The following is a 13,069-nucleotide window of genomic DNA, read 5'->3' on the forward strand; positions in this document are numbered from 1 at the left end:
GTGTATGCTTACACTTCGGTCGCAACTACTCGGCCACTGAAGTATTCATTCGCGACGATGTATGCTGTGTTGCGGACTAGTTCGTCTTGGATCTCAGCCCAGTGCCTCTCGTTGAGCTCTTCTTTTGTATGATTTACCGAGGGAATAACGCCGCCCACTCGAATGTTGAATGGTGTGAGTTCTTTTGCCCAGCTGTGAGTAAAACCGGACACCAACGCCGCCATGCTTTCAACTCCCGTAAAGTCTTCATGGTTGTCATGAGAAATGACATTAACAATGACGCCTTTCTTGTTTCTGGCTCGAAAGCGCTCTGCTCCTACTTGGCCGTAGGTATAAAGGAAGCGTGCCGCAGACGACAAGTGATCAATGTAAGTACTCATTGGTTCTGGCGCCATTAAGCCAGGCATAGGGGAGCTGGTCCAGCAATTAACAATCACATCTGGTGTCGCACGTAGCTGTGATTCTATCTGGTCAAACAATAAGTTAATGGACGTTGTGTTATCACTATACACATTCATCGCATACACTTTGTCAGTGAAAGCGCTGATTTGCTCATAGCTCGCTCTCAAAGCGCTAGAATTTTGGTCACAAAGAATCAACGTTGCTCCAAGGTGAGCAAAGTGATTTGCACAGGTTCTTCCTATAACCGAACCTGCAGACGTGACGAGAATAATTGATTCTTTGATATCCATAGCACCTTCACTGTATCCATATGTGAAAAACAATACACCAGTGGTTTGTGCTAATAGCATGGTTGAAATTCGTTGGGTTCAGTGTGAAAGGCTTCAAACTAACGCTTTCGAGTGAGGACTATTGTGCGGTAATTTGTAAGATGTCACATTTCTGACGTGTAGGTATTGCAAGCTATTGGATAAAAAGCGGATCTCTATGCTTTAGCTTGAATTTGATGCTGACGTTGAGCCGTCACTAGCTGATTATATAGCCCAGCATCTGGGATCAGTTGTTTGTTGCGTTCGCCCAATCTGCGTCGCTCATGACCAGATAGGTTGTGATAAACCTCCTCTGGTAGGTTGAATGTGTCTTCAGGCAGGTAAGTCAGCGCATCTGGTTTTAGGTAATGGCTCAGCTTTGCGGAAGGCAATCCTGCATCGTGAAACTGTTTCGCTTGTTCAGCTGCGAGTTCATAGCTGCTGCTATCAGAACGAAGAGCTTGAGGTTGCGATAAACCCAATTGTTGGCGAAGAATACTGTCACTGGTGATGACTTCCTGGACCTCTTCAACTGGGACCACATCGCGAACATCATTAGAGAACATAGACAGAATCAGCGAGAAATCCGCACGACGACCTTCGTGTACGGCATGGTTAATACCATTACCGAACTGAAGTTCGTTGATAATTGCAGCTTTGTCTAACGTATGAATTTGCATGATGTTCCTCGCTCGATGCTCTTTTAACGGCGTGGATAAGAAAAACTTTAGTAAAAGAGGGAATTATTTAAAGGTGCTAGGGAAGGCGAAACAAAAAAGCCCGCTAAATAGCGGGCTTTTGAATAAGACTAAATTGAACTTAGGGGGAAGTATATTACTTCGCTAGGTTCTCAGCTACGAAGTCCCAGTTTACTAGAGCCCAGAAGCCGTTCATGTAATCAGGACGTACGTTGCGGTAATCGATGTAGTACGCGTGTTCCCATAGGTCAACAGTTAGAAGTGGTGTTGTACCTTCTTCTGTTAGAGGAGTAGCAGCGTTAGAAGTGTTAACGATCTCTAGAGAGCCGTCAGCTTTCTTAACCAGCCAAGTCCATGAAGAACCGAAGTTGTTGATTGCTGAATCAGTAAACTTCGCTTTGAATTCTTCAAAAGAACCGAATGCTGCGTTGATTGCGTCTGCAACTGCGCCAGTTGGCTCGCCGCCCGCATTTGGAGCAAGACAGTGCCAGTAGAACGTGTGGTTCCAGATTTGCGCTGCGTTGTTGAATACGCCACCAGTAGAAGTCTTGATGATCTCTTCTAGAGTTTTGCCTTCGAACTCAGTACCAGGGATAAGACCGTTAAGCTTAACAACGTAAGTGTTGTGGTGCTTACCGTGGTGGTAGTCTAGAGTCTCTGCTGAGATGTGTGGTTCTAGTGCGTCTTTCGCGTAAGGAAGAGCTGGTAGTTCAAATGCCATTACTCGATTCTCCATTGATTTGAAAGGATGACCTTTCGATTGCTTCCAGTGTTTTTTTATAGCTATGTCGCCTTTAAGGCTGACTTGCTAAGTATTTTAGCAAGTTTTTACTTTATTAAAACCCCGATATGAAAATATTTTAAGAGGTTAGCAGTGGTGAAGTGCTGCATTGCTCGCCAATGAGCAACCTAAAATTAAGCCTTATTAATTATATGGTTTTTATTCTGTCGTTATTGAGTAGAATGTGGCAAATAAATAAAGTTCAAACCCATGAATGAGGAAGCGATGGAAACTATCGACAAAATCAAACAGCAGATCTCTGAAAACTCAATCCTGCTGTACATGAAAGGATCACCGAAACTACCTAGCTGTGGTTTCTCTTCTCAAGCGTCACAGGCACTAATGGCATGTGGTGAGAAGTTCGCTTACGTAGACATTCTGCAAAACCCAGATATCCGTGCTGAGTTACCAAAGTACGCGCAATGGCCAACTTTCCCTCAACTATGGGTTGAAGGTGAGCTTATCGGCGGTTGTGACATTATTCTAGAAATGTTCCAAAAAGGTGAACTGCAGCCTCTAATCAAAGAAGCAGCAGCGCGCGCTGAAGATCAAGCTGAGTAATTCGTAAATACTCACATTTAGCGATAGAATACGAAGGAGCCGTACTGGCTCCTTTTTCTTTTTAGGTTAGTGGAATGAACATAAAGCTTTGTTCTAACTGCCTATCTCGTAAACCTCGCGAAGCCATGTTAATCCCGCCTAGTGTATACAAAAATTCCAGTATGAATTTTGATGTATATTGGCGTGTAATTACGATGTATGCTGCCATCTATTTCGTAAAGTCGTTTTCAAACATCATTGCTTACACGTCTTTGATAAGGGAGTTGCTACAAATGGTATTTGGTTAAGGAATTACACTAAAGGCAATTTAACTCCCCAGAATTTTTAGGCCAACTTATTTCGGCACAAAATGCACTCGAAGAGTAAGCCCCATCATAAATCAGCATTGGACGCTAAGAACCAAGTTTTGGGAGGATTATGACAGTTTACAAGATAATAGATAATTTAAGAGAATTTCAAACGGTCTGCTCTGGTCCCGATGAAATCGCTAGCCAGTTAGGTGACTTCGACTATTTTGAGAGGATCTTATTACAGGCTATTAAAAACCAATCTCTGCAAGATATTTGGAAGCCTGTGGAGGTAAAGTTTCAAGATGTATTTAAGTACAATTCTCTATTGCCTGATATTAGTTTATGGGCGCGAACATACCTTGTTTTATCTCCGAGGGCATATGAAATATTGAATGTTTATCTAAGTGAACACGGGGAGTTTTTACCTGCTAACTACCAAGGTGGGCAATGGTATTTATATGCATCACTGACTTTTGGACAGGAAAACAAGAGAAAGTGTGTAGAAAAAATCGCATATGGGAGCCGAGATGGGTTAGATACCCTTGTTTTTATTGACGATGATGTTAAAGACAAAATGGTTTTCAAGTCTCGGTTAGAAGGAGCGGGCACCTTGTACTGTACAGATAAGTTTAAGGCTTTGTGTGAACAAAATCAGCTCAATGGCATCATGTTTTCTTCTAATTTGACAGATCCATTTAATTAGTGATTTTTATTAATATGAAAATACTATTTCTCTGATTTTGAGGTTTGTAAGCACTGTAATGGTCGACGAGAAAATTAGCTTTCTCCTCTAAAACGCAGCTTTTTTAGGCCTGTTTCCTTCATGAAAAATGATTTGAAAAGTAACTTACCCATAGGTAGCACTTGGTAGTAAAACATGAGGAGTTGATAGATTAATGACGGTTTATAAAATTTTCGACTGTCACAATGAATATAAAATCGTGAGCACTACGCCTAGCTCTGTAGCTAGGCAGTTAGGTGACATGGATTTAATAGAAAAAATCTTTGTGCAGCCATTAGAAAACTTTTCTTTCAAAAGTATATGGGGTGAAGTAGATATTGAGTTTGAAGATGTTCTCAAGAAAGACTCATTACTTCCTGATATCAGTTTATGGTTACGGGTTTTCTTAGTGCTTTGCCCTAAAGCTTATGCATCTTTAAAAGAGCCATTGAGCAAAGTAGGCGAGTTCTTATCGATTCGCTATAAAGAAGAGGAATGGTACCTGTATACACCGTTGGAGTTTGGGCAAGAAGATGAAGATAAGTGCGTCCAAAAAAATTGAATATGGCAGCTTAGCAGGTGTAGAGGTGTTAGTATTTAATGAAAGCGACGTTGCAGAAAAGGTTGTTTTCAAGTCAAAGATGCTAGGAGCGAGCTTTCTGTATTGTACTGAACATTTTAAGAGTTTGTGCGAACAAAATGAGCTAGGTGGGCTAGAGTTCTCAGCTGACAGACTTGTTTATTTAACCTAAGATCTACAATGAAACTTAACACGCCTCGTATAGACTGGCTTTAGAGCGAATTATTAAGATAAAGCAGTTTTTCAACTTATGAGACTGTATAATTACTCTGAGATTTTGAGATGATTTTAAAGGTTTAATTATTAAAGTGGATATAAAGCTTTACTACGTGCATGACCCAATGTGCAGTTGGTGTTGGGGTTACAAACCAACGCTGGATAAACTAAAACAGCAACTGCCAGGTGTGATTCAATTTGAGTATGTGGTTGGTGGTCTTGCGCCAGATACTAATTTACCGATGCCGCCCGAGATGCAACAAAAACTCGAAGGTATTTGGAAGCAGATTGAGCGCCAGTTAGGCACTAAGTTTAACTACGATTTCTGGAAGCTTTGTACGCCAGTTAGAAGCACTTACCAATCTTGTCGTGCGGTTATTGCAGCGGGCTTTCAAGACTCTTATGAGCAGATGCTAGAAGCGATTCAGCATGCGTATTACTTACGTGCGATGCCTCCTCATGAAGAAGCCACTCACTTGCAACTAGCGAGAGAAATTTGCTTGAATGTTCAGCAATTCAAGAATGACATGGATGGCTCTTTCTTAGAGGGTGTGTTCGAAGATCAATTGAGCCTTGCAAAGAGCCTAGGTGTGAACTCTTACCCTAGCTTGGTTCTTAAAATTAACGACGCTTATTTTCCGATTGCCATCGATTACCTGTCGACAGAACCAACCTTGAAGCTGATTCGTGAGCGTATTATTGACAATATGCCAGCGCAATAACCACAGTTATGAATAACAAAAAGCCGCTCATTGAGCAGCTTTTTCGTAACTAAATGTATATCCATCCAAACAATAGTATTAAAGCACCATTGCTGCAATCCAACCAAAGATGATTAGAGGGATATTGTAATGGATAAAGGTTGGAACGACTGTTTCCCAAATGTGCTCATGTTGACCGTCGGCATTTAGACCAGATGTAGGGCCTAATGTAGAGTCAGAAGCTGGAGAGCCTGCATCACCTAACGCCGCTGCAGTACCTACCAGTGCAATCGTTGCCATCGGCGAGAAACCGAATGCTAGCGCAAGAGGCACATAGATAGTTGCAAGGATTGGAATCGTAGAGAACGATGAACCAATGCCCATTGTTACTAATAGACCAACGATCAGCATCAGTAGTGCAGCTAGAGGCTTATTGTCACCGATGCTGGTTGATAGCGATTGTACTAGTGTTTCAACACCGCCAGTTTGCTTCATTACTGCTGCAAAACCTGCCGCTGCAATCATGATGAAGCCAATCATTGCCATCATGTGTACACCTTTAGTGAACACGTCGTGTGTCTCTTTCCATGCAATAACGCCGCCGAAAGTAAACACCATAAAGCCAGCTAGAGCACCGATAATCATTGAACCCGTGTAAAGCTGAACACCCAATGCAGCGACAATACCAAGTGCTGCAACCAAGATGTGCTTTTTATTGATGACATGATCGGTTTCGTCAACGACAGTCAACTCAGTTTCTTTGTAGACACGCGGTTTACGATAGCTAACAAAGATAGCCAGTAATAGACCAAACAGCATTCCTGCACCCGGCAGTAACATGGCGGTTGGGACTTGGCTTGCAACCACGTTTTCCAAACCGTTGTCATGTAGGTTCTTTAATAGAATGTTGTTTAAGAAAATACCGCCGAAACCAACAGGTAAGATCATGTAAGGTGTGATCAAACCGAAGGTAAGAACACACGCGACCAAACGTCGGTCGAGCTTAAGTTTCGCGAATACGCCCAAAAGAGGTGGAATCAAAATTGGAATAAAGGCGATATGGACCGGAATTACGTTCTGAGATGACATCGTGACAAGCACTAATGCCACCAGCACGGCGTACTTTAACCCGGTAGTTGACGCCGAGTTTTCTTTACCATTTAAGCGCTTGATAACACTTTTGGCCAGTAGATCCGTGATGCCTGATTTCGAGATGGCAACAGCGAAAGTACCTAACATGGCGTAGCTTAGTGCGATAGTTGCACCGCCACCTAGACCACTTTCAAATGCGGCAACCGTATCCCCAAGGCTCATGCCTGCGACTAGGCCGCCTACGATGGCACTAAACGTGAGGGCAACCACCACGTTTACGCGCATCAATGCTAACACGAGCATGACGCACACTGATATAACGACAGGATTCATACTTTTCCTAATATGTTGTGTTTACTTATTATTCTTCGTCGACAAGCGGCCAACCGCCGAGGGCCTTCCATTTGTTGACAATACCGCAGAATAATTCTGCTGTTTTTTGTGTATCGTAAAGCGCAGAGTGTGCTTCACGGTTATCAAATTCCATCCCGGCTGTTTTGCATGCTTTAGCGAGAACTGTTTGGCCATAAGCAAGGCCACTTAATGTAGCCGTATCAAAAGTAGCAAAGGGATGAAAAGGGACTCTTTTTAGTTTACAGCGTTCATTTGCTGCATTTACAAAACCCAAGTCGAATGCTGCGTTATGAGCAACCATAATTGCACGTGAGCAATCTGCGGCTTTTTGTTCTTTGCGAATAAGCTTATAAATTTCCTTTAGCGCCTCTTGCTCAGAAACAGCACCTCGAAGAGGGCTGAAAGGGTCACGAATACCATTGAATTCAAGCGCTTCTTTTTCTAAGTTAGCGCCTTCAAATGGTTCCACATGAAAATGAATGGTGGAGGCCGGATGCAACACGCCATGTTCGTCCATTTTCAACGTAACGGCACAGATTTCTAAAAGTGCATCAGTTTGAGCATTGAAACCAGCGGTCTCAACGTCTACTACCACAGGGAAATAACCACGAAAGCGTTTTTTCAAGGTTAGAGCTTCATTTTCTAGTGTCATGTTGGCTTATTTTTGTGTGACGAAGGCTGCATTATTGCAGATTATACCGATGAGAAAAACCGCAATTTAAGAGAAAACCGGAATTCTATTTTGCATCCAATCAATAAGTTTGTATTGCATATTATGTAGACGTTTATTCGCCATACTTTGCATCATGTAAATCGATAAAACATGAGGAAGTAAAACGCTAAGTGGCGGTTAAGGTGATTGGAACACTATGGCTCACATTAATGGCAGAGTGACAGATATTCCGATATTGGCGAGATTTTTGCATGCCCGTTGAAGTGGTTTTATTGATGCAATTTGACGGCAACAGACTGCCGTTTAAGAGACAGTATTAGATGAAGAAATGGCTGATTACCAGTGGTGTTGTATTTTCGTTGTTTAGCACAAGCAGCTTCGCTTTGATGGGCAAACGTTATGCTGCAACTCCACAGCAATCTCAATGGGAAATGGTGGTCAATACACCATTAGAATGTCAGCTTGTACACCCCATTCCAAGCTTTGGAGATGCGGTATTTTCATCTCGTGCGAATAAAAAAATCAATTTAGACTTTGAGTTAAAAATGCGTCGCCCGATGGGAGAAACACGTAACGTCAGTCTCATTTCTATGCCGCCACCTTGGCGACCAGGTGAACACGCCGATCGAATTACAAACCTAAAGTTTTTTAAACAGTTTGATGGTTATGTCGGAGGGCAAACAGCATGGGGCATTTTGTCTGAGCTGGAAAAAGGCCGTTATCCGACTTTTAGTTACCAAGATTGGCAGAGCCGAGATCAGAGAATTGAAGTCGCATTGTCATCAGTACTATTTCAAAACAAGTACAACGCGTTTAGCGACTGTATTTCCAACTTATTGAAATATAGTTTTGAGGACATTGCTTTTACGATTTTGCACTACGAAAGACAAGGTGATCAGTTAACCAAGGCTTCTAAAAAGCGTTTATCACAAATTGCAGATTATATCCGACATAATCAAGATATCGATCTCGTGCTGGTGGCGACGTACACAGATTCAACCGATGGTAAAAGTGCGAGTCAAAGTTTATCAGAGCGACGTGCAGAGTCACTTCGTGACTATTTTCAGTCTCTAGGGCTACCGGAAGATCGAATTCAAGTGCAAGGGTACGGCAAGCGTCGTCCTATTGCAGATAACGGTTCGCCAATAGGAAAAGACAAAAACCGCCGAGTCGTGATATCTCTAGGGCGAACCCAAGTGTGATGCTTATAAAAACGCCGATGCTGAAAGCTTCGGCGTTTTTGATTTACTGACGTTGTTAATAATATTTTAGTGGTATTTTGCCAAGCACCTTTCGGTGATTCCTGCTGTATAATTTGAATGTTAGTTTAAGCGGAATTTGGCAATGACTTCGCAATTGGTTGCGGTATCTATTTTTTCAACCTGTTTGGCAATAGCTGGATTAGGGTGACGCTTCATAAAGTCTATCAACGCCTTAGTACAGCATCCTATCGAGTCGATAAAGCTTGCACACTCTTTATTTGGGCATTGTGGGATAAGTGTTAAGACTTTCTCAGAGGCCAGTTGAAGGTATTTGAGTTCATAGTCAGTATCTCCGGCCCAACGCCAGAACTGAGCTAAGTTATGACAAGAAATCACAGAAATTAATAATCGCTCGTCCGCCTCAATTTCCACACATTCGCTGATATCTTCACTCAGGCTTAGGGCTTGCTGGTAATGAAGAATGCTGCGAACAGGGTCATCTAGTTGAAGTGCCGTATCGGCTAGAAGTGTGTGTTTTTCCCATTCACTGATCATTATCGTAATCCCGCATATCGAAGTTGCGGATAAATCTAAACGATAACTATTATCAAGTAAAGAGTTTTGTTTATAAAAGGACAGGCAGATCGCAGACCTGCCTGTAATCGGAGTTCAACTTGCAGTACAAGTGATTATTAGAAGTGCCGCTTAGCCTTCAAGACCTGCTGAAGCTTGCTTGTTTTGAATAAGCTCAATCATATAACCATCTGGGTCTTTTACGAATGCAATGTGCGTGCTTCCGCCTTTTACTGGACCTGGCTCACGCGTCACATTACCGCCCGCCGCTTTGATAGCGTCGCAAGTTGTGTAGATATCATCAACACCAATGGCGATATGACCAAAAGCGGTACCTAAGTCATACTCAGTTTTACCCCAGTTGTAAGTCAGTTCGATCACTGCACCTTGGGATTCGTCACCATAACCAAGAAACGCTAGCGTGTATTCGTACTCTTTATTTTCGTTAGTACGAAGCAGCTGCATGCCCATAACTTCAGTGTAAAACTTGATGGATTTGTCTAGATCACCTACGCGAAGCATAGTGTGGAGAATTCGACCGTTTGACATTTTTTGCTCCTAGCTTTGATTTACAAATAGCGTTAGCTATCTGGGTATACTTTCTCTTTATATTCGCACAAATCTTCGATAATGCAGCTACCGCAGCGAGGCTTTCTTGCTACGCACGTATAACGACCATGAAGAATGAGCCAGTGGTGCACATCGAGTTTGAACTCTTTTGGCACAACTTTTAATAGCTTCTGCTCGACATCATCAACCGTTTTTCCCATCGCAAATTTAGTGCGATTCGACACGCGATAAATGTGCGTATCGACGGCAATAGTTGGCCAACCAAAAGCGGTGTTGAGCACGACGTTTGCGGTCTTGCGACCTACGCCTGGCAGCGCTTCTAACGCTGCACGATCTTCAGGAACTTCACCATTGTGTTTTTCCAACAAGATCTTACAAGTCTTGATTGTGTTTTCTGCCTTTGAGTTAAACAAACCGATGGTCTTTATGTATTCTTTTAAGCCATCGACTCCCAAATCAAGAATGCTTTGAGGTGTATTCGCTACAGGGAAAAGCTTGTCGGTGGCTTTATTGACGCTTACATCGGTTGCTTGAGCTGATAGTAATACAGCGATTAGCAGCTCAAAAGGGGAGCTCCAGTTAAGCTCAGTTTGAGGATTCGGATTGTTTTCTCGTAATCGCTCAAGAATTTCGATTCTTTTTATTTTGTTCATTGCTGACTTCCAATACCGTCTCTGCGGTTTATGAAAAAGGCTCCTATGACAGAGCCTTATCTTGTTATGCGTTAGTGACGCGAGCACGTTCTATGGTTGGTTTTTCTTCTTTTGGTTGACGTGCCTGAATTGAATTATCTATGACATTTTTGAGCGCTATCAACAGCCCAACACCGATAAATGCACCAGGTGGGAGAAGCGCTAACAGGAAGCTATTGTCAAATTGGAAAACTTGGATCCGTAGAGCTGAAGCCCAGTCTCCTAGGAGAAGGTCTGCTCCGTCGAATAGTGTGCCATTACCAATTAATTCGCGCATGGCACCTAAAACAACCAAGACGCTCGTCATACCAAGGCCCATCCACAAACCATCTAGCGCAGCGGGTGCAACATCATTTTTTGACGCGTAAGCTTCTGCTCGGCCAATAATAATGCAGTTCGTTACAATCAGAGGAATAAAGATACCAAGAGATAGGTATAAACCATACGCATAGGCATTCATCAATAACTGAACACAGGTAACGAGAGAGGCAATGATCATCACGAACACAGGAATGCGGATCTCTTTTGGTACGTAATTACGAATAAGAGAAACCGTGACGTTGGAGCCGACCAGCACTAATAAGGTTGCAATACCAAGACCTAAGGCATTGGTTATCGTGGAAGAAACCGCTAGTAGTGGACACAGACCCAGCAGCTGTACGAGAGCAGGGTTATTGCTCCACATACCGTTTTTCATCAGCAATTTATTTTCACTCATTACTGCTCTCCTTCACAGCCCAAAGGCTGGCTAAGAATGTCTTCACGAGATTGGTTTACGTAGTTAACGGTATTTCGCACCACTTTTACGACGGCTCTAGGCGTGATCGTTGCACCAGTAAATTGATCGAAATCACCACCATCTTTACGAACTTTCCATGAGTTCCAGTTACTTTCCGTGACTTGTTTGCCCGTAAAGCTCAGGATCCAGTCGGTGACACGAAGATCGATTTTATCGCCCAGACCAGGGGTTTCTTGGTGGTTTAGGACGCGTGTCCCCAAAATATTGCCCTGATTATCAATCCCAGTAATCACTTTTATCTCACCATTGTAGCCATCTGGCGCGATAGATTCTATTGCGATTGCTGTTGGTTCACCATTCTTCGTGGCGAGGTAGACTGGCATCGCACGTAATGTCCCCAGATCTGGAGACGTGACCATTGTACAAGCTTGCGTGAGTGCGTTGTCATGCATGTTTTCTGGAATGACTTGATTCAAAACAGAAAGTAATTGTTTTTGCTCTTGTACCTTGATTTGGTCTTTTGTTAGGTACTGAGTAAGGGCGACTAATCCGGTTGTTGCACATGCAAATATCGCGAGTGTCAGACCATTTTTTCTAATAGCGGTTAACATGTTTACCTCAGTGACCGTAAGTTCTAGGTTTGGTGTAGTAATCGATCAGTGGCACACACATATTTGCAAGCAACACTGCAAATGCAACACCATCTGGGAAACCGCCCCAACTGCGAATGATAAAGACCAAAGCACCAATAAGCGCACCGAAGATTAAACGTCCTTTGACGGTGGTAGACGCCGAAACGGGATCGGTTGCAATAAAGAATGCGCCAAGCATGGTTGCACCAGATAACAAGTGTAAAACTGGCGACGCAGTTTCCCCTGGCGTCAGCAACGTGAACACTAGGCTAAACAGAGTCAGACTCGCAAGGAAACCTGCTGGAATATACCATTGGATGATACGCTTTTTGATCATGACTATGCCGCCAAGAAGGTAAGCAAGGTTTACCCATTGCCAACCAATACCACCTAAGCCATCAAATATTGGCTGCGACATTACTTCGCTTGGAGTGGCACCTGTAAGAATGCCAGTCTTAAATGCATCAAGTGGTGTCGCCATTGTCACGCCGTCAACTCCTGAGCGAACTTGCTGAAGTGATAAGCCGTCGTAATCATAGCCCGTAAAAATTAAAGAGAGTGTATCTGCAAAATTTACATGATCAGGTATGAGTGATGTCGGTGCACTCCAACTCGTCATTTGTACTGGGAAAGAGATCAACAAGACCACATAAGCGACCATTGCAGGGTTGAATAAGTTTTGTCCAAGGCCACCATAGAGGTGTTTAGCGATTACTATCGCAAAAATAAGTCCGATCACCATAATCCACCACGGAGACCATGGTGGTATAGCAACGGCTAACAACCAAGCGGTAACTATTGCACTGTTATCACGTAGCGCTCTCATTGGTGAGCGTTTACGACAGATCATGACTAAGGCTTCAAGGGATACAGCGACTGCAATGGCAAAAATCAGTTGAATAAGCGTACCCCAGCCAAAGAAGTAGGTTTGAGCTACTAAACCTGGAAGTGCGCAAAGTGCCACCCATTTCATTAAGTCTGGTGTACTACGACGACTGTGGGTATGCGGTGAACTGGCAATAAAAAACGACACTACTCGTTCTCCTCAGTATTATTTTTATTAGCTTCTTGTTGCGCTTTGCGTGCCTTCGCGCGCGCAATTGCTGCGGCAACCGCGGCTTTCTTCGGATCCTCTTCTGGTTCTTCGGAAGCTGCTTCTTCAACAGGCTCTGTTTGCGTTTCTTGCTTCGCTTTGCGCGCTTTGGCTCGAGCGATGGCAGCAGCCACGGCGGCTTTTTTCGGATCGTCGGTTTGCTCGGCAGGTGCGTCAGCTTCTTCCGCTTC

General features: G+C 43.3%; 17 protein-coding genes. 5 read left to right on the forward strand and 12 right to left on the reverse strand.

Going from position 1 to position 13,069, the window contains the following annotated elements:
• Window positions 1–8: 8 nt before the first annotated feature.
• From R7Z49_RS09740 to sodB, 3 genes are all read right to left on the reverse strand, one after another.
• The gene (locus R7Z49_RS09740) at window positions 9–752 is read right to left on the reverse strand and encodes an SDR family oxidoreductase (protein WP_318111589.1); all 744 of its coding nucleotides are present in this window, start codon (window positions 750–752) and stop codon (window positions 9–11) included.
• 134 nt (window positions 753–886) lie between these two features.
• Window positions 887–1,390 carry a VC2046/SO_2500 family protein gene (locus tag R7Z49_RS09745; RefSeq protein WP_033907342.1) on the reverse strand — a complete coding sequence of 168 codons (504 nt, stop codon included), beginning with the start codon at window positions 1,388–1,390 and terminating at the stop codon, window positions 887–889.
• A 154-nt stretch (window positions 1,391–1,544) separates the two neighbouring features.
• Entirely contained in the window at window positions 1,545–2,129 is a 585-nt protein-coding gene (gene sodB / locus R7Z49_RS09750) for a superoxide dismutase [Fe] (protein WP_005396533.1), read from the reverse strand.
• A gap of 285 nt (window positions 2,130–2,414) precedes the next feature.
• Between sodB and R7Z49_RS09755 the strand changes: the two genes are divergently transcribed.
• The 4 genes from R7Z49_RS09755 (at window position 2,415) to R7Z49_RS09770 (ending at window position 5,279) form a co-directional block, all read left to right on the forward strand.
• Window positions 2,415–2,750 (forward strand): Grx4 family monothiol glutaredoxin, encoded by a 336-nt coding sequence (locus R7Z49_RS09755; RefSeq protein ID WP_017635833.1) that lies wholly within the window; start codon window positions 2,415–2,417, stop codon window positions 2,748–2,750.
• Between the two features lie 417 nt (window positions 2,751–3,167).
• Complete coding sequence (locus R7Z49_RS09760) at window positions 3,168–3,743, forward strand: hypothetical protein (RefSeq protein ID WP_318111591.1); 576 nt, start codon at window positions 3,168–3,170, stop codon at window positions 3,741–3,743.
• Window positions 3,744–3,936: 193 nt separating this feature from the next.
• Window positions 3,937–4,323: a hypothetical protein gene (locus R7Z49_RS09765; protein WP_262655158.1), complete on the forward strand. Its 387-nt coding sequence runs from the start codon at window positions 3,937–3,939 to the stop codon at window positions 4,321–4,323.
• A 326-nt stretch (window positions 4,324–4,649) separates the two neighbouring features.
• Window positions 4,650–5,279, forward strand: coding sequence for a DsbA family protein (locus R7Z49_RS09770; RefSeq protein WP_318111592.1), 630 nt, complete (start codon window positions 4,650–4,652; stop codon window positions 5,277–5,279).
• 78 nt (window positions 5,280–5,357) lie between these two features.
• Here R7Z49_RS09770 and R7Z49_RS09775 read toward each other — a convergent pair whose 3' ends face one another.
• Both R7Z49_RS09775 and rnt read right to left on the reverse strand, forming a co-directional pair.
• Complete coding sequence (locus R7Z49_RS09775; protein WP_017821192.1) at window positions 5,358–6,683, reverse strand: Na+/H+ antiporter family protein; 1,326 nt, start codon at window positions 6,681–6,683, stop codon at window positions 5,358–5,360.
• Between the two features lie 28 nt (window positions 6,684–6,711).
• On the reverse strand, window positions 6,712–7,356 hold the full coding sequence (rnt, locus tag R7Z49_RS09780; protein WP_005384888.1) for a ribonuclease T: 645 nt from the start codon (window positions 7,354–7,356) through the stop codon (window positions 6,712–6,714).
• A 341-nt stretch (window positions 7,357–7,697) separates the two neighbouring features.
• On the opposite strand from rnt, the gene motY reads away from it, so the two are divergent.
• Window positions 7,698–8,579, forward strand: a complete 882-nt coding sequence (gene motY, locus R7Z49_RS09785; protein ID WP_005384887.1) for a flagellar protein MotY — start codon at window positions 7,698–7,700, stop codon at window positions 8,577–8,579.
• Window positions 8,580–8,699: 120 nt separating this feature from the next.
• Here motY and R7Z49_RS09790 read toward each other — a convergent pair whose 3' ends face one another.
• The 7 genes from R7Z49_RS09790 to R7Z49_RS09820 form a co-directional block, all read right to left on the reverse strand.
• Window positions 8,700–9,134, reverse strand: a complete 435-nt coding sequence (locus R7Z49_RS09790) for a DUF2753 domain-containing protein (RefSeq protein ID WP_005384886.1) — start codon at window positions 9,132–9,134, stop codon at window positions 8,700–8,702.
• Between the two features lie 150 nt (window positions 9,135–9,284).
• Complete coding sequence (gene gloA / locus R7Z49_RS09795; protein WP_005380739.1) at window positions 9,285–9,701, reverse strand: lactoylglutathione lyase; 417 nt, start codon at window positions 9,699–9,701, stop codon at window positions 9,285–9,287.
• Window positions 9,702–9,733: 32 nt separating this feature from the next.
• A complete protein-coding gene (nth, locus tag R7Z49_RS09800; RefSeq protein WP_005380743.1) occupies window positions 9,734–10,375 on the reverse strand; it encodes an endonuclease III in 642 nt (213 codons plus the stop codon).
• 64 nt (window positions 10,376–10,439) lie between these two features.
• A complete protein-coding gene (locus R7Z49_RS09805; RefSeq protein WP_005384881.1) occupies window positions 10,440–11,132 on the reverse strand; it encodes an electron transport complex subunit E in 693 nt (230 codons plus the stop codon).
• A complete protein-coding gene (gene rsxG, locus R7Z49_RS09810) occupies window positions 11,132–11,764 on the reverse strand; it encodes an electron transport complex subunit RsxG (protein ID WP_053304221.1) in 633 nt (210 codons plus the stop codon). The genes R7Z49_RS09805 and rsxG overlap by 1 nt, the downstream gene beginning before the upstream one ends.
• 7 nt (window positions 11,765–11,771) lie before the next feature.
• Complete coding sequence (gene rsxD / locus R7Z49_RS09815; RefSeq protein ID WP_005390256.1) at window positions 11,772–12,818, reverse strand: electron transport complex subunit RsxD; 1,047 nt, start codon at window positions 12,816–12,818, stop codon at window positions 11,772–11,774.
• A partial coding sequence (locus R7Z49_RS09820) for an electron transporter RnfC (RefSeq protein WP_318111593.1) occupies window positions 12,818–13,069 on the reverse strand: 252 nt, incomplete at its 5' end. The genes R7Z49_RS09820 and rsxD, both read right to left, overlap by 1 nt.

Source organism: Vibrio sp. 1562, from assembly GCF_033340155.1.
Taxonomy (GTDB): Bacteria; Pseudomonadota; Gammaproteobacteria; order Enterobacterales; family Vibrionaceae; genus Vibrio; species Vibrio alginolyticus.